This is a genomic window from Reyranella massiliensis 521 (assembly GCF_000312425.1).
GTDB classification, from domain to species: Bacteria; Pseudomonadota; Alphaproteobacteria; order Reyranellales; family Reyranellaceae; genus Reyranella; species Reyranella massiliensis.
On sequence record NZ_HE997181.1, the window covers coordinates 4,143,079 to 4,157,712 of the forward strand.

A 14,634-nucleotide genomic window follows, 5' to 3' on the forward strand; every position below is an offset into this window, starting at 1 on the left:
AGGCGGAATCGCTAGAAATTGTGGCAGCAGGTGAGTTCGAACTACTGGCCATTGGGGTATTTTATATGAAGTTCTTCGTCGATACCGCCGATGTCGCCGAGATCAAGGATTTGGCCGCCTCAGGTCTGCTCGATGGCGTGACGACCAACCCCTCCCTGATCATGAAGGCCGGCCGGCCGATGCTCGAGGTGATCAAGGAGATCTGCTCCATCGTTCCCGGCCCGGTCAGCGCCGAGACTGTGGCGACCGATCACAAGACCATGCTCGAGGAAGGCCGCAAGCTGGCCAAGCTCGCGAAGAATGTCGCGGTCAAGGTGCCGCTGACGCCGGATGGTCTGAAAACCTGCAAGGCGCTGACCTCGGAAGGCACGATGGTGAACGTCACCCTCTGCTTCTCCCCGGCGCAGGCACTGCTGGCGGCCAAGGCCGGCGCCACGTTCATCTCGCCCTTCGTCGGACGCCTCGACGATATTGGACACGACGGCATGCATCTCATCGGCGAGATCATGACGATCTATCGCCAGTATCCGCACTTCAAGACGGAGGTGCTGGTCGCCTCGGTGCGCCATCCCCAGCATGTCGTCCAGGCCGCCAAGCTCGGCGCCCAGGTCGCGACCGTGCCGCCCAACGTGCTGCGCCAGCTCTTCAAGCACGTGCTGACCGACAATGGACTGAAGGCCTTCCTCGACGACTGGGCCAAGACCGGCCAGTCGATCCTCTGACCCGGAGACGGGCGCCCATGGATAAGAAGACAAACGAGGCGGAAGACGGCATGGTAACGGCTCCCGACGGTTCAGGCCGTCAGGTGAAGTTGATCACGGCCGACGACGTCGTGGCCTATCTCAAGGCCCATCCCGACTTCTTCGAGAAGCATGCCGAACTCGGCAGCGAGCTGGGTGTCCCGCCGCGCGCGCAGGGGCCGGGCGTCATCGATATGCAGCAGGCGATTCTGAAGCGCCTGCGTAGCGAGATCGACCGACTGAAGACCGAGCGCACCGAGATCATCGCCAACTCGAAGCAGAACCAGATCGTCCAGAACCGCATCCAGGCGGCGGTGATCAGCATCATCCAGGCGACGACTTTCGAGAAGATGATCCATGTCGTCACGCACGAGCTGCCGGAGCTGCTCGACGTCGACTTCATCACCATGGCGATCGAAGCCAATGCCGACGCCCCCAAGCGTGTTCCCGTGCGCGGCGTCTACGTGCTGGCGCCAGGCGCCATCGACGCCGCGATCGGACCGGACAAGCATGCCCGCCTGCGCTCCGACATCGTGGGCGAGGAAGCCTTCTTCGGCGAGGTCTCGCGCTTCGTGAAGTCCGACGTGCTGATGCGCCTGCGCGTCTCCTCGGGCTCGCCCGACGGCGTCATGTGCTTCGGGGCGCGCGATCCGGAAGCCTTCGGCCCGGAGATGTCGACCGAACTCCTGTTCTTCCTCGCCAAGGTGCTTGAGAACACCATCCGCGCCTGGCTCGACCTGCCGGAGTAGTCCCGGCATGAGCGTCGCCGAGGCGCAGAGCGCGTGGCGCGACTGGCTGCAAAGCGAACGCCGTTTCTCGGCTCACACGCTTACCGCCTACCAGCACGATGTCGCGACCTTCCTCGGCTTCATGACGAGCTATCTCGGGGCGGAACCCACGCTCGACGCGCTCGGCAAGCTGAAGCCCGCCGAGTTTCGCGCCTGGCTGGCCGAACGCGGCCGGCAGGGTCTGGCGCGCACCTCGACGGCACGGGCCTTCGCCTCGGTGCGGTCGTTCTTTCGCTTCCTCGACAAGAACGGGCTGGCCCACAATGCCAGCATTGCCTCGATCCAGACGCCGAAGCTGCCGCGTTCCGTCCCCAAGGCGCTCAGCGAACGCGACATGGAAGACCTGCTCGACGCCGAATCCGACCGTGATCGGGCGCCGTGGCTCGACCTGCGCGACACGGCCGTATTGATCCTGCTCTATGGCGCCGGCCTGCGTATCGGCGAAGCACTCGCCCTTACCAAGGCAGAGGTCGACGAACTGCTGAAGAGCGGCAACGATACGCTTGCCATCACCGGCAAGGGCAACAAGACGCGGATGGTGCTGCTGCTGCCTCAGGCGCTGAAGGCGCTGAAAGCCTATCGCGATGCCTGCCCCTGGCTCGCCGCGGCAAGACCCGGCGACCGGGTTTTCGTGGGCGCTCGCGGCGGCGCGCTCGATCCTGCCATCGTGCAGAAGCGTGTCCGCGAGATCCGCCGCAGCCTGGGCCTTGCCGAAAGCGTGACGCCACATGCGCTGCGCCATTCCTTCGCAACCCATCTGCTGGGCGCCGGCGGCGACCTGCGCGCGATCCAGGAGCTGCTGGGCCACGCTTCGCTTTCGACGACGCAGCGCTATACCGACGTCGACGCCGCCCGCCTCGCCGCGGTCTATCGAAACGCTCATCCACGCGCCAAGGGCTGAAAACCATGCCACAGCATATCGGAATCGTCGCCTGCTCGGCGGAAGGCGCCGCGCTTTGCTACAAGACGATCTGCGTCGAGGGCGCCCGCTTTCTCGGACCTCATGGCCACCCCGAAGTCTCGCTGCACACGCACTCTCTGGCCGACTATGTCGAGTGCCTCGACCGCGGCGACCGCAAGGGCGTGGCCGAGCTGATGCTCTCCTCGGCGCGCAAGCTCGCCAAAGCCGGCGCCGATTTTCTGATCTGCCCCGACAACACGATCCATCAGGCGATGCCGGATGTGCTGCCGCACTCGCCCCTGCCGTGGCTGCACATCGCCGAAGTGGTCGCAGAGGAAGCCGTGGCGCGGGGCTTCAAGCGGCTGGGCATCACCGGCACGCGCTGGCTGGTCGACAGCGAGGTCTATCCCGAGAAGCTCGCCGCACGCGGCCTCGGCTACCTGCGCCCGACCGCTGCCGAGCGCGACGAGACCAACCGGATCATCATGGACGAGCTGGTGTGCAGCGTCTTCACACCGCAGGCCGTCGCCACCTATCAGCGGGTCATGGGCCGCATGAAGGCAGAAGGCTGCGATGCCATCGTTCTCGGCTGCACGGAGATCCCGTTGATCATGAACGACGATAACTCGCCCCTGCCGACCCTCGATTCGACCCGCCTTCTGGCAAGGGCCGCCCTGAAGCGCGCGACGCAGGCCTGAGAGTCAGAGCGGTTTCCGGAAGATGATCTCGCCGTTTTCCTGGCGGCCGATCTCTTCCCATCCGTTGGTGCGATAGAAACGCTCGGCCCGCGTGCCGGCCCCCGTCGTCAGCGTCGCGACTGCATAGCCTGCGGCGCGCAGATCTTCGCAGGCCCGCGGCAGCAGGGCGCGGGCAATGCCACGGCTTTCGTAGTCGGGATGGATGAAGAGGCCGAAGATCGTGCCATCGCGAGGATCGGCGACGGAGAAGCCCTGTACGGCGCCATCCTCCTCCCAGACCCAGAAGGCTGCATTCTCGAAAATCCAGTCCGCCGTACGATCGACCTTGTCTTGGGAGGCAGCACTCAGCCTATTCTCTCGAACGGCAAGACGCACTTCAGTGATGCGGGGACGATCCGCAACTGTCGCTTTGCGGATCATGGTGAAGGCCAACGGCGGCGTTGCACCAGCCACTCTATCCCGAAGCTGCCGGCGATGACGACCAGGGCCAGAGCGACGACGATCGGCTGGGTCTGCAGGAGGCTGACCGTGAAGGCGCCGAGCGTAAGCGCCATCAGCGCGGCACCGAGCAGGATCAGGCTTCGCCGTCCCCCGACCTCGGCATGAAGCCGCCAGTGCGCCAGGAAGATCGCGAGATAGGAGATCAGGAACGTGGCACCGGCGACCTGCGCGATGGCCCCGAGGTCGAAGAGACTCACCAAGATCAGAATCGCGCCTGCTCCCCAGACCAGGCCATGCGTCCCCTGCCCCCAGGCTGCGCGGCCGACGGTCGCCGGCAACTGCCCCCTGGCGGCAAGACCACGTGAGACTTCGAGGGCGGAGAAGATGCAGGCATTGATGGCAGAGGCCGTTGCAAACAGCGCGCCGCCCGCGACAATGACAAACCCCGCCTGGCCCAGTACCGGGCGCGCCGCCTGGGCAACGGCCGTGTCGGCATAGCGCGCAAGCTCGGCCGGCGAGATGCTGCCCAGAACGACGATCGCCAGGCCGATGTAGAGGACGATCACCAAGCCGATCGCAAGATAGATGGCCCGCGGGATCGTCACTTCGGGGTGGGCGACATGCCCGGCGGCATTCGTCATCATGCCGTACCCCGCATAGGCAAAGAACGTGAGGCCGACACTGGCCAGCAGCGTTCCCGCCCCCACGGTCGGGCCGGCGACCAGCAGGGCGGGATCGATCGCCGGGACGCCCGCGATCATCAAGACCGCCAGAATGACGAGCTTGGCGACCACCAGCAGTTCTTCGAGACGGCCGACCGCCCCCGAGCCCACCATGTTCGCCGCCACGAGCGCGATCACGATGGCCGAGGCGAAGGCGCTCTTCACCCAGGGCGACGAGGTATCGCCCAGGAACAACCGATCGGCATAGGCGCCGAAGGTCTTGGCGATCATCGCGATCGCGATGATCGAGGTGACGAGATAGAGGACCGACAATCCACCGGCGACAATCCGGGACGGATAGGCCCGATCGAAATAGTCCATGATGCCGGCCGAGCTGGGGAAGCGGGCCGCGAGACGGGCATAGGAGTAACCCGACAGCAGCGCGATAACGCCGCCAATGGCAAACGACAGGTAGACGTCGCTGCCGGCCATCAGGGCAGCCTGGCCGAGCAGAGCGAAGATACCGGCGCCGACCATCGACCCGATGCCGAGCGCCGCGACGCTCCACAGGCGCATGGTGCCGTGCCTGACAGGTGTCGCGATATCGGTCACGAGGCTGCCCCCGGCAGCCTGCAACGCTTCGACTTGGCCATCGTTTGTGCCCCCGGCGGGACCTTACACAATCACGACCGAGAACAACATGTTGGCTCGTTCACGCGCGTCGGTAGACGACATGCAGGGCACCGCCGCTGCGGCGTTCGCACGCCACCAGGTCGAGCTTGAGCTCGGGCGTGCCGGGCGGGATCAGCGGGATGCCCTCGCCCAAGATGATCGGCAATAGCGCCATTTCGAGGACATCGAGTTTGCCTGCCGCGATCATGTCGCGGATCAACCGGCCGCCGCCCTCGACCCAGACAAGGCCATAGCCGCGCGCTTCCAGTTCCGCCGCAACGACGCTCAAGTCACCCGACCGCGTTTCGACTCCGGGAGGCGCATCGTCCAATGGACGATTGGTCATGACGATGGTCGGCTTGCCCGGATGGGGCCACTCGCCGAAGCCGCGCACGACATCGTAGGTGTCGCGCCCCATCAGAATGGCGTCGACCTTCTGCAGGAAGGCGTCGATACCGAATTCCTGCGGCGGGTACGGCTCCAGCCAGTCGAACGATCCATCGGCCCGCGCAATCTTGCCGTCGAGCGATATCGCGATGTGGCAATGCCAGATCGTCTTCCCCATCAACCAAACTCCAGATCAGGGCACGAGGTGCTTTGCCAGGAAGCCCCGCACATCGGCCACGAATTGCTTCCACGCCGGCTCGTGCGCGCCATAGTGCGCCCCGCAGCAGCCGCCGGGCTTGCTGCGATTGCCGACGCCGTCCAGATAACGCACCGGCAGCCCGAGCGCATCGAAACTGTGATGCGCCCCCTCGTACACCTTCGTCTCGATCAGCTCCTTGCCGGACGCGACGCGGTCGATGACGGCCTGGCATCGCGGCACCGGCGTCCAGTCGTCGAGCGCGCCCATGGCGAAGAGTGTCGGCTGGCGTACCGAGAGGCGCGGTCCCAATGTGTCGGCCAGGGCACAGTCGGGATAGACCAGAACGACAGCACGCGCCGCAGGTGTCGGTGCCGACCCACTCGGCGCGTTCGACAGCGCACGCAGCATCGCGACCCCGCCGCCATAGGAATAGCCCATGTAGCCCAGGCGCTTCGCATCGATGCCCGGTTGCTTCGCCATCCAGGCGAGCGTCGCGTCGATATCGTGTGCCCGCGCCTCCGCATCGGCCTGTGTCGGCCAGTTGCGGCCACAGACATCTTTCAGCCCGCGCGCCGAGAAACTATCGACCACGAGCGCTGCATATCCCCACGAGGCGAGCAGCCCCGCCATGCGCGACGTGTTCTGCCCCGGGCCGCCACAGCCATGGAAGATCGCGACGGCCGGCGCCGGTGTCGCGCCATGAGCGGGGCGGAACAGTTGCGCGGCAAGCTGCACGGTCCGGCCGCTCTGCTCCACGGGAATGCGGACATTCTGCTGCGCTTCGGCCGCGACGGCGGCGAGCAAAAGGACTGCCGACAGGACGGCTCCAACGACGCGCATCAAGAGGCCAACTGAATCTCGAATAGACGCATGAGCTTCGACCGCTTGTTCAACAGGTCGGCCAGCGTATAGCGATCGAGGACCGCCATGAAGGCTGCAAGCGCTTCGTCCAGCGCACCCGTCAATCCGCAGGCGGGCGCAATGACGCAGGTGCCGCACTCCACCAGTTCGAAGCCCTCCTCCGTCCGGCGCACCACGTCGCCGACATTGATCTGGTCGGCGGGCTTCGCCAGCCGAACACCACCGGAGCGGCCACGCACGCCTTCGATGTATCCGGCCTTTCCGAGATTGTGGGCAACCTTCATCAGGTGATTCTGCGAGATGCCATAGGCGCGCGCGATCTCGGAGATGGAACAGACCTTTTCGGGCTGCGCGCCGAGATAGAGCAGCACCCGGATCGCATAGTCGGTATGGCGCGTCAGCCGCATACGAGTTCCGGGACCTTCTGTTCAGACTGGGAACGACAATACATGTATTTCGTTGACATGTTTAGCCTGGATGAATACATGCAAAATAGATACATGATTTGGAGCCGTCGCATGGACTGCAGCGAAGGTATCGACGAGGAAGGCCTCGCCCGGCTGGTCGGGCGCTTCTACGCCAAGGTTCGCGCCGACGAACTGATCGGCCCGGTCTTCAACGACGCCATCGACGACTGGCCGGAGCATCTAGAGAAGCTCACGGCCTTCTGGTCCTCCCTGATGCTGACCACCGGCCGCTACAAAGGCACGCCGATGGCCGCGCACCTGAAGCATCGTGCCCGCCTGACGCCTGCCATGTTCGAGCGTTGGCTCGGCCTGTGGCGCGAGACCACGGCGGAGGAAATGCCGCCGCAGGCCGCCGCTGCCATGCAGGCCAAGGCCAACCGCATCGCCGAGAGTTTCAAGCTGGCGTTGATGCTGAAACTCGATCCGGCCCCCGTTCCTGCCGCTTGATCCAAAGGAGAGGCGCCATGTTACGCACCGCGCAGATTCCGGCCGTCGACCTCGACGTCCACCATAAGGCCGACGGCGCGTCCGACCGCATTGCTCTTGGCTTCACCAAGCTCCTGCGCTTCTGTGCCGACACGTTCTTTGCCAAGCGCTACGGCCATCGCGCGGTGGTGCTGGAGACGGTCGCGGCCGTGCCCGGCATGGTCGGCGCCACGCTCACTCACCTCAAGTGCCTGCGGCGCATGTCCGACGACAATGGCTGGATTCGCACGCTCATGGAGGAAGCTGAAAACGAGCGCATGCACCTCATGACGTTCATCCAGGTAGCCAAGCCGACCGTGTTCGAACGCTGCGTCATCCTCGGCGCCCAATGGGTATTCTATCTCGCCTTCTTCGGTCTCTATCTCGTGAGCCCGCGGACCGCCCACCGCGTCGTCGGCTATTTCGAAGAGGAGGCGGTGATCAGCTACACCTACTACCTCAAGGAACTCGACGAAGGCCGTTCTCCCAACGTGCCGGCGCCCGCCATTGCCCGGCACTACTGGAAGCTGCCCGACAACGCGACCCTGCGCGACGTCGTGCTCGCCGTCCGCGCCGACGAAGCCCATCACCGCGACATCAATCATGGCTTTGCCGGCGAACTGGCAGGCCTGGACGTCGCGGGGCGCAAGGTCGCCCCCTATCCCGAACATGCCGACGACATCCGGCTCGCTGCCTGAAGGATACAGCGACGTGCCGACACCCTATCGTTCAAGCCCGGTGTTCGACGAGAACACGATCCCTGCCGCCTTGCGCAAGGAGCACCGGACGAAGGCCGGCGTTTGGGGCGTGATCGAAGTGATCGAGGGAAAAGTGAAGTTCATGCGGTCCGGCCATTCCGGCGTAACTACCCTCGAACCAGGCCGGCCTGGTCTCGTTCTGCCCGAGCAACCGCACTTCGTGGAGCCGATCGGACCGATGCGCATGCAGGTCCACTTCTACGACCAGCCGCCCGATATCTCGGACAAATGAGAAAGGCCCGTCTCGACGACGGGCCTTCGCTTATGGACCTTTCGCTTCCGTCTCGGTCTCCGGTGGGAGGGCGAGGTTCATTTCGCGGCGTTCCTCGGCGATCGCCGCGACGGCGGCACGAACGGCAGGATGGCGCGACATGAACTGATTGAAGTCACGCCTGTCGAGAACAAGGAACTGGCAGAAGTCGACCGCGATCACGTCGGCGGTCCGCCGCTCGCCACTCAACAGAGCCATCTCGCCAAAATAGGCGCCGGCGTCGAGCCGTATGCTGCGGCCATTGACCATCACCTCGACAGCGCCGGACGAGATGAAGTACATGCCGTCCGCACGGTCGCCGGTGCGGATAACGCGCTCGCCGGGTGCCGCCGACTTGGGCCTGAACATCAACAGCAGCGCCTCCTGGTCCTGCCGCTCGACGAGCGACAAAACGGGAAACTGCTCCAGCAGACTATGCAGCTTGAGATCGTGCGCCTTCGAACGCTCCTCGCTGCGGGCCCGGATGCGATCGAGTTCGTGGCTCAGCGCTTCGTACTGCGGCTGACCGAAGAAGGCAGCGCCAGCCGGACGGGCCGCACGCAAGCGATTCTGCAATTCGGACACGAGCGCAAAGACGAGCGGATTGAGCATGATCGAGAACAACGCGCCTGCCACAACCAGGTCCCGGCCTTCGCCGGGCACCAGGCCCGTCGAGATGCCGAGGGCGATCAGGATGAACGAGAACTCTCCGATCTGCGCCAGGCTGGCCGACACCATCAACCCGGTGCCGACCGGAAAGCGCAGCAGCATGATGATGCCGAACGCAATCACCGACTTTCCGACCACGATCAGCGCCAGGACGGCCAGCACAGCGTCAGGTTTGCGGAGGAGGATTGTCGGATCGAACAGCATGCCGACCGATACGAAGAACAGCACCGAGAAGGCATCCTGCAGCGGCAGCGAATCGGCCGCCGCCTTGTGGCTGAAGGACGATTCGCTCAGCACCACGCCGGCAAAGAACGCGCCCAGCGCGAAGGAAACACCGAAGATATGGGCCGAACCGTAGGCGATGCCGAGTGCGATCGCGAGGACCGAAAGCGTGAAGAGCTCGCGCGAGCCCGTCCTCGCGACGCGGGCCAGGATCCACGGCACCACCTTCGGGCCGAGCAAGATGGCAAGAGCGGCAAAGGCCGCCACCTTTGCCAGCGTGACGGCGATCTCCAGCGCCAGCGGCATCTGGGCGACGCCGGCACCATGGCTTTCGACCGGCTTGCCGCCCAGGACTTCGGCGAAAGCCGGCAGCAGTACCAGAGCCAGCACCATCGCCAGATCCTCGACGATCAGCCATCCCACGGCGACACGACCGTTGGGCGTGTTGACGAGATTGCGTTCCTCCAGGGCCTTGAGCAGCACGACGGTGCTGGCCACGGAAAGACTCAACCCGACGACAAGGCCCGTTCCGAGGCTCCAGCCCCACACCCAGCACATGCCCATGCCCAGCAGCGTGGCCAGGACGATCTGACCTATCGCACCCGGTATGGCGATACCCCTAACCGCCAGCAGATCGGAGGTAGAAAAATGCAGGCCGACGCCGAACATCAGCAGGATGACGCCGATCTCGGCGAGCTGAGCGGAAAGTCCGGTATCGGCAACGAAGCCCGGCGTGTAGGGCCCCATCAAGACGCCAGCGAATAGGTAACCGACCAGCGGGGGCAGACGCATCCGATCTGCCAGGTAGCCAAACGTGAATGCGAGCACGAAGCCGATAGCAATCGTGGAGATGAGCGTAGCTTCGTGATGCACCTGCGATTCCCGTCTGAAATGAGAAGCGGCCCACGAGCAGGCCAGCGACCAGATTTAGCGCGGCCCCAAGGCCGGTGTCACTACGTGTGCAATGGCGGTTTCGGGCCATGCAATCGCGAGGCCATAAAAATTTCGTGTCCATCGGAATAGATCGGCTGCAGCAGCGTTTCTCTTGTGCAGCCCATGCCTGCACAGGAGACAATCTCACCATGAAGTCATTCCTCGCTACTGCCGCCATCCTCGCAGCATTCGTTGCGGGCAGCGCCCTCGCCGCCGAGCCTGCCACGGCGACCCCACCGGCCATGAAGGACGGCATGTTCGTCACCGCCAAGGGCATGACCCTTTACACCTTCGACAAGGACACCGCCGGCAAGTCGGTGTGCAACGGTCCGTGCGCAACCAACTGGCCGCCAGCCTTGGTGGCAGATGGCGCCAAGGCAACGGGTGATTGGACGATCATCACGCGCGACGACGGGACAAAGCAATGGGCCTACAAGGGCAAGCCGCTCTATGCCTTCGCCAAGGACACCAAGGCGGGCGACAAGACGGGCGACGGTTTCCTGAACGGCGCCTGGCACGTCGCGAAGTAGACGACCGCAAAGTAATCATGTCGCCTTCCCCTTCCACCCCGTATGACAGTGGAGGGGGTTAGTAATGGCGGACGCAGAGACGCTGCTCGAGCCGCTGATCCCGGCGTTGCGCCGCTACGCCTATGCGTTGGTGCGCAACCACGACGCGGCGGACGACCTGGTGCAGGACACGCTGGAGCGTGCCCTGTCGCGCTGGAGTTTGCGCCGCACCGACGGCGACCTGCGCGCCTGGCTGTTCACCATCCTGCGCAACCTGCATCTCTCGGCCGAGCGCCAGCGGCAGCGACGCGGGCCGCATCTCGACGTCGATGCGATCTCGCCGCCTGGCACTGCCGCGACACAGGAGGCCGGCCTCGAGATGCAGGATGTCCTGGCTGCCCTGGACCAGCTCCCGGAGGAACAGAAGTCGCTCCTGCTGCTGGTCGGTGTCGAGGATCTTTCCTACGACGATGCCGCGCGTGTGCTCGGCGTGCCGCCGGGCACGGTAATGTCGCGGCTATCACGCGGGCGTCAGAGGCTGCGATCGATTCTGGAGACGGGGCGGGCCCGGCTGCTTCGGAGAGTAAAATGACGGGCAACGAACTTCCTATCGGCGACGACGATCTGCAGGCTTTCGTCGACGACCGCCTCGACGCCCCCCGACGCAGAGCCGTGGAAGCACACCTGGCCGCTCGTCCCGAGCTCGCCGACAGAGTCGCCGCAGAGCGCCGGGATCGCACCCTCCTGCGCGGCCAGCTCGGCGCGAAGTTTGCCGAGCCGGTGCCGGCGCGGCTGCGCATCTCCGCTCTTCGCGCAGCACGGCGGGAACGCTGGACGAGTTCGGCCCGTTCCATCGCGGCCGCCCTGGCGATCTTCGTCGTCGGCAGCGGGGTCGGATGGTTTGCAAACAGCCTGACGCTGTCCCCGCGCGCGGCAGCGCCGACAGCCAGCGTCGCCCAGAGCGCGACGGCGGCCTTCCGGACCTTCGTGGTCGAGGTTGCTCACCCCGTCGAAGTCGGCGTGCAACAGGAAGCCCATCTGCTGCAATGGCTCTCCAAGCGCCTCGGGCGCAAGCTTGCCGCGCCCGACCTGCAGCCCTTTGGCTACAAATTGATGGGCGGACGGCTGTTGCCCGGCGGCACCGGCGCCGCGGCGCAGCTCATGTACGACGATGCAAGTGGCCGGCGCCTCACGATCTATGTGCGTGCCGCCGACGGTACCGAGACGGCTTTCCGCTTCCAGCAGGAGGGCGAGGCCGCGACCTTTGCCTGGATCGACCAGGGCTTCGGCTTTGCCGTCACCGCGGCAGCCACACGAGAGGAACTGCTGCCGATCGCCGAGGCAGTGTATCGCGGATTCGACGGCGCTACTTCGACGGGTCCGTCAGGTCCTCGAACTCCTTGAGATGGCTCGGCGCCCATCTGTGATCGCGGGCCTGCACGATCCAGCGATTCAGAATCGGTAAGCGCCCGCGCGCATACTTGACCCAGCGGCGGCCGGTCTCGAACTCGGTTGCGAGCAGATAGAGACCGATCACGAAGAATATCCAGCCCTGCAGGATCGGCAGCAAGCCGCCGATCACCGACATTGCGAAGCAGCCGGCGACCGCGAGCGCCATCAGCGGCTTGCGCATGGCGCCGCGCCGCTCCGCCTAGAGATGGATCGGTTTGTCCCAGGCCGCGAGGGCAGCTTCCTTCATTGCCTCGTTGACCGTGGGATGGGCATGGCACACGCGGCCGATATCCTCGGCCGACGCCGAGAATTCCATCGCGAGCGCGGCTTCGGCAATCATGGTTCCGGCCTCGGCGCCGAAAATATGGACGCCCAGCACGCGGTCCGTTGCCTTGTCGGCCAGCACTTTCACGAAACCCTCCGTCGCTGCGTTCGCGCGGCTGCGCGGATCGGCGGTGAATGGATACTTGCCGATCTTGTAGGCAACGCCAGCGGCCTTGAGCTGTTCCTCGGTCTTTCCGACCCATGCCACCTCGGGCTGGGTGTAGATGATCGAGGGCACGAGATCCCAGTTCACATGGCCCTTCTGGCCCGCGATGGTCTCGACGCAGGCGACACCATCTTCGCTCGCCTTGTGGGCCAGCATCGGCCCGTCGATCACGTCGCCGATGGCGTAGATGCCCGGCACGGAAGTCTGGAAGTGGCCATCGACCGCGATACGGCCGCGTTCGGTCATCTTCACGCCGGCCTTGTCGAGGCCGAGACCCTGCACATAGGGCCGGCGACCGATCGAGACCAGCACGACGTCGGCTTCAAGCGTCTCCGCCGCGCCACCCTTCGCAGGCTCGACGGTGAGCGTGACGCCAGTTGCGGTCGTCTCGGCCTTCGTCACCTTGGAGCCGAGCTTGAACTTCAACCCCTGCTTGGCCAGCGAACGCTGGAAGAACTTGGTGATCTCGTCGTCGACACCTGGAGTGATGCGATCGAGGAACTCGACGACGGTGACATCGGCCCCCAGACGCCGCCACACCGAGCCCAGTTCCAACCCGATGATGCCGGCGCCCACGACGACCAGCCGCTTGGGCACTTCGGCGAGTTCCAGTGCGCCGGTCGAGGAGACGATCTTCGTCTCGTCGATGGTGACGCCCGGCAGCGGCATCACTTCCGACCCGGTGGCGATCAGGATGTTCTTGGCAGCAAGCGTATCCTTGACCGCACCATCGTCTCCCAGCACGGCGACGGAGCCGGCCGCTTCGATCCGGCCCGTGCCGGTGTAGGAAGCGATCTTGTTCTTCTTGAACAGAAAGGCGATGCCCTTGGTCGTTGCATCGACCACGTCGCCCTTGCGCTTCATGAGCTGGGCGAAGTCGAGCTTCGGCGGAGCGACCACCACGCCATGGACAGCGAGATCGTGCCCCGCTTCCTCGAACAGGTGCGAGGACTGCAGCAGCGCCTTGGACGGGATGCAGCCGACATTGAGACAGGTGCCGCCCAGGGTCGCGCGCTTTTCGATCACCGCGACCTTGAGGCCGAGCTGGGCGGCGCGGATCGCCGCCACATAACCGCCGGGTCCGGCGCCGATGACGACGAGGTCGAATGTTTCGTTGGCCATGGGACTGCCCTCACGCGCCGATGAGGAGACGTTCGGGATCCTCGATGCACTCCTTGACCCGCACCAGGAACAGCACCGCCTCGCGGCCATCGATGATGCGATGATCGTATGACAGAGCGAGGTACATCATCGGCCGCGCCTTGATCTCGCCGCCGACCACCATGGGCCGCTGCTGGATCTTGTGCATGCCGAGGATGCCCGACTGCGGCGGGTTGAGGATCGGCGTAGACAGCAGCGATCCGTAGACGCCGCCGTTGGAGATGGTGAAGGTGCCGCCCGTCAGGTCGGCGATCGTCAGCTTGCCGTCGCGCGCCTTGCGGCCGAGGTCGCCGATACCCTTCTCGATGCCGGCGAAGTCGAGCGCATCGGCATCGCGCAGCACCGGCACGACCAGACCCTGCGGCGTGCCGACGGCAACGCCGATGTCGTAGTAGTTCTTGTAGACGAGCTCATCGCCCTCGATCTCGGCATTTACCGCGGGCAGTTCCTTGAGGCCGGCGATGCAGGCCTTGACGAAGAACGACATGAAGCCCAGCCGCGCGCCGTGCTTCTTCTCGAAATCGTCCTTCAAGCGATCGCGCAATGCCATGACATTGGTCATGTCCACCTCGTTGAAGGTGGTGAGCATGGCCGCCGTGTTCTGCGCCTCCTTGAGGCGATTGGCGATGGTGCGGCGCAGCCGGGTCATGCGCACCCGCTCCTCGCGGTCGGCGCGCTGGCGCGGCCCGGCGGGAACGGCAGGCTTGGCTGCTGCCGGAGCTGCCGGCGACGGGATCGACGAGAGCGCGGCCAGCACGTCTTCCTTGGTGGCGCGGCCGTCCTTGCCAGTGGGCTGCATGGCGGCCGCCGAGACACCCTTCTCTTCGGCAAGCTTGCGTGCGGCAGGCCCCGACGCGGCGAGGTTTGCTCCTGCCGGCGCTGCGGCCGGTGTGGGCGCAGGTGCGGCGG

At 65.2% G+C, this 14,634-nt stretch carries 19 protein-coding genes; 10 read left to right on the plus strand and 9 right to left on the minus strand.

What is annotated here, in order from left to right; genetic code table 11:
* Positions 1-65: 65 nt before the first annotated feature.
* The 4 genes from fsa to BN60_RS20220 are packed head-to-tail and all read left to right on the plus strand — an operon-like array spanning position 66 to position 3,127.
* Complete coding sequence (fsa, locus tag BN60_RS20205; RefSeq protein ID WP_020697958.1) at positions 66-722, plus strand: fructose-6-phosphate aldolase; 657 nt, start codon at positions 66-68, stop codon at positions 720-722.
* Positions 723-739: 17 nt separating this feature from the next.
* The gene (locus BN60_RS20210; RefSeq protein ID WP_020697959.1) at positions 740-1,489 is read left to right on the plus strand and encodes a DUF484 family protein; all 750 of its coding nucleotides are present in this window, start codon (positions 740-742) and stop codon (positions 1,487-1,489) included.
* Between the two features lie 7 nt (positions 1,490-1,496).
* On the plus strand, positions 1,497-2,429 hold the full coding sequence (locus tag BN60_RS20215) for a tyrosine recombinase XerC (protein ID WP_020697960.1): 933 nt from the start codon (positions 1,497-1,499) through the stop codon (positions 2,427-2,429).
* A 5-nt stretch (positions 2,430-2,434) separates the two neighbouring features.
* Positions 2,435-3,127: an aspartate/glutamate racemase family protein gene (locus BN60_RS20220; protein ID WP_020697961.1), complete on the plus strand. Its 693-nt coding sequence runs from the start codon at positions 2,435-2,437 to the stop codon at positions 3,125-3,127.
* A 3-nt stretch (positions 3,128-3,130) separates the two neighbouring features.
* Here the strand turns inward: BN60_RS20220 and BN60_RS20225 are convergent, their stop codons facing one another.
* From BN60_RS20225 to BN60_RS20245, 5 genes are all read right to left on the minus strand, one after another.
* Positions 3,131-3,547 carry a GNAT family N-acetyltransferase gene (locus tag BN60_RS20225; protein ID WP_043284147.1) on the minus strand — a complete coding sequence of 139 codons (417 nt, stop codon included), beginning with the start codon at positions 3,545-3,547 and terminating at the stop codon, positions 3,131-3,133.
* Positions 3,544-4,842 carry an APC family permease gene (locus BN60_RS20230; protein ID WP_043286245.1) on the minus strand — a complete coding sequence of 433 codons (1,299 nt, stop codon included), beginning with the start codon at positions 4,840-4,842 and terminating at the stop codon, positions 3,544-3,546. Before BN60_RS20230 ends, BN60_RS20225 begins: the two co-directional genes overlap by 4 nt.
* 100 nt (positions 4,843-4,942) lie before the next feature.
* Positions 4,943-5,467 carry a dihydrofolate reductase family protein gene (locus tag BN60_RS20235; RefSeq protein WP_020697964.1) on the minus strand — a complete coding sequence of 175 codons (525 nt, stop codon included), beginning with the start codon at positions 5,465-5,467 and terminating at the stop codon, positions 4,943-4,945.
* A gap of 15 nt (positions 5,468-5,482) precedes the next feature.
* On the minus strand, positions 5,483-6,328 hold the full coding sequence (locus BN60_RS29155) for a dienelactone hydrolase family protein (RefSeq protein WP_020697965.1): 846 nt from the start codon (positions 6,326-6,328) through the stop codon (positions 5,483-5,485).
* Positions 6,328-6,756 (minus strand): RrF2 family transcriptional regulator, encoded by a 429-nt coding sequence (locus tag BN60_RS20245; RefSeq protein ID WP_020697966.1) that lies wholly within the window; start codon positions 6,754-6,756, stop codon positions 6,328-6,330. The genes BN60_RS29155 and BN60_RS20245 overlap by 1 nt, the downstream gene beginning before the upstream one ends.
* 111 nt (positions 6,757-6,867) lie before the next feature.
* Here BN60_RS20245 and BN60_RS20250 point away from each other — a divergent pair, with 111 nt between their 5' ends.
* Genes BN60_RS20250 through BN60_RS20260 form a run of 3 tightly spaced genes read left to right on the plus strand, consistent with a single transcriptional unit; the run spans position 6,868 to position 8,271 of the window.
* The gene (locus BN60_RS20250; RefSeq protein WP_020697967.1) at positions 6,868-7,263 is read left to right on the plus strand and encodes a group III truncated hemoglobin; all 396 of its coding nucleotides are present in this window, start codon (positions 6,868-6,870) and stop codon (positions 7,261-7,263) included.
* A gap of 17 nt (positions 7,264-7,280) precedes the next feature.
* Positions 7,281-7,979 (plus strand): alternative oxidase, encoded by a 699-nt coding sequence (locus BN60_RS20255; protein ID WP_020697968.1) that lies wholly within the window; start codon positions 7,281-7,283, stop codon positions 7,977-7,979.
* Between the two features lie 13 nt (positions 7,980-7,992).
* A complete protein-coding gene (locus BN60_RS20260) occupies positions 7,993-8,271 on the plus strand; it encodes a TehB family protein (RefSeq protein WP_043286249.1) in 279 nt (92 codons plus the stop codon).
* 30 nt (positions 8,272-8,301) lie between these two features.
* Here BN60_RS20260 and BN60_RS20265 read toward each other — a convergent pair whose 3' ends face one another.
* A complete protein-coding gene (locus tag BN60_RS20265; RefSeq protein WP_020697970.1) occupies positions 8,302-10,053 on the minus strand; it encodes a cation:proton antiporter domain-containing protein in 1,752 nt (583 codons plus the stop codon).
* Between the two features lie 209 nt (positions 10,054-10,262).
* Between BN60_RS20265 and BN60_RS20270 the strand changes: the two genes are divergently transcribed.
* From BN60_RS20270 to BN60_RS20280, 3 genes are all read left to right on the plus strand, one after another.
* Positions 10,263-10,643 (plus strand): COG4315 family predicted lipoprotein, encoded by a 381-nt coding sequence (locus BN60_RS20270; RefSeq protein WP_020697971.1) that lies wholly within the window; start codon positions 10,263-10,265, stop codon positions 10,641-10,643.
* Positions 10,644-10,707: 64 nt separating this feature from the next.
* Positions 10,708-11,214, plus strand: coding sequence for an RNA polymerase sigma factor (locus BN60_RS20275; RefSeq protein ID WP_020697972.1), 507 nt, complete (start codon positions 10,708-10,710; stop codon positions 11,212-11,214).
* Positions 11,211-12,026: an anti-sigma factor family protein gene (locus BN60_RS20280; protein ID WP_020697973.1), complete on the plus strand. Its 816-nt coding sequence runs from the start codon at positions 11,211-11,213 to the stop codon at positions 12,024-12,026. Before BN60_RS20275 ends, BN60_RS20280 begins: the two co-directional genes overlap by 4 nt.
* Here BN60_RS20280 and BN60_RS20285 read toward each other — a convergent pair.
* The 3 genes from BN60_RS20285 to odhB form a co-directional block, all read right to left on the minus strand.
* Entirely contained in the window at positions 11,989-12,255 is a 267-nt protein-coding gene (locus tag BN60_RS20285) for a hypothetical protein (RefSeq protein ID WP_020697974.1), read from the minus strand. The genes BN60_RS20280 and BN60_RS20285 overlap by 38 nt on opposite strands.
* A gap of 18 nt (positions 12,256-12,273) precedes the next feature.
* Positions 12,274-13,686 carry a dihydrolipoyl dehydrogenase gene (gene lpdA / locus BN60_RS20290; RefSeq protein ID WP_020697975.1) on the minus strand — a complete coding sequence of 471 codons (1,413 nt, stop codon included), beginning with the start codon at positions 13,684-13,686 and terminating at the stop codon, positions 12,274-12,276.
* Positions 13,687-13,696: 10 nt separating this feature from the next.
* Positions 13,697-14,634, minus strand: a 938-nt coding sequence (odhB, locus tag BN60_RS20295) for a 2-oxoglutarate dehydrogenase complex dihydrolipoyllysine-residue succinyltransferase (protein ID WP_043284149.1), incomplete at its 5' end; no start/stop codon positions are given.

What these genes read in the sequence shown, in the direction of transcription:
- fsa (WP_020697958.1), top strand. Translation starts at nt 66, where the DNA reads ATGAAGTTCTTCGTCGATACCGCCGATGTCGCCGAGATCAAGGATTTG.
- BN60_RS20210 (WP_020697959.1), top strand. Translation starts at nt 740, where the DNA reads ATGGATAAGAAGACAAACGAGGCGGAAGACGGCATGGTAACGGCTCCC.
- BN60_RS20215 (WP_020697960.1), top strand. Translation starts at nt 1,497, where the DNA reads ATGAGCGTCGCCGAGGCGCAGAGCGCGTGGCGCGACTGGCTGCAAAGC.
- BN60_RS20220 (WP_020697961.1), top strand. Translation starts at nt 2,435, where the DNA reads ATGCCACAGCATATCGGAATCGTCGCCTGCTCGGCGGAAGGCGCCGCG.
- BN60_RS20225 (WP_043284147.1), bottom strand. Translation starts at nt 3,547, where the DNA reads ATGATCCGCAAAGCGACAGTTGCGGATCGTCCCCGCATCACTGAAGTG.
- BN60_RS20235 (WP_020697964.1), bottom strand. Translation starts at nt 5,467, where the DNA reads ATGGGGAAGACGATCTGGCATTGCCACATCGCGATATCGCTCGACGGC.
- BN60_RS29155 (WP_020697965.1), bottom strand. Translation starts at nt 6,328, where the DNA reads ATGCGCGTCGTTGGAGCCGTCCTGTCGGCAGTCCTTTTGCTCGCCGCC.
- BN60_RS20245 (WP_020697966.1), bottom strand. Translation starts at nt 6,756, where the DNA reads ATGCGGCTGACGCGCCATACCGACTATGCGATCCGGGTGCTGCTCTAT.
- BN60_RS20250 (WP_020697967.1), top strand. Translation starts at nt 6,868, where the DNA reads ATGGACTGCAGCGAAGGTATCGACGAGGAAGGCCTCGCCCGGCTGGTC.
- BN60_RS20255 (WP_020697968.1), top strand. Translation starts at nt 7,281, where the DNA reads ATGTTACGCACCGCGCAGATTCCGGCCGTCGACCTCGACGTCCACCAT.
- BN60_RS20270 (WP_020697971.1), top strand. Translation starts at nt 10,263, where the DNA reads ATGAAGTCATTCCTCGCTACTGCCGCCATCCTCGCAGCATTCGTTGCG.
- BN60_RS20275 (WP_020697972.1), top strand. Translation starts at nt 10,708, where the DNA reads ATGGCGGACGCAGAGACGCTGCTCGAGCCGCTGATCCCGGCGTTGCGC.
- BN60_RS20280 (WP_020697973.1), top strand. Translation starts at nt 11,211, where the DNA reads ATGACGGGCAACGAACTTCCTATCGGCGACGACGATCTGCAGGCTTTC.
- BN60_RS20285 (WP_020697974.1), bottom strand. Translation starts at nt 12,255, where the DNA reads ATGCGCAAGCCGCTGATGGCGCTCGCGGTCGCCGGCTGCTTCGCAATG.
- lpdA (WP_020697975.1), bottom strand. Translation starts at nt 13,686, where the DNA reads ATGGCCAACGAAACATTCGACCTCGTCGTCATCGGCGCCGGACCCGGC.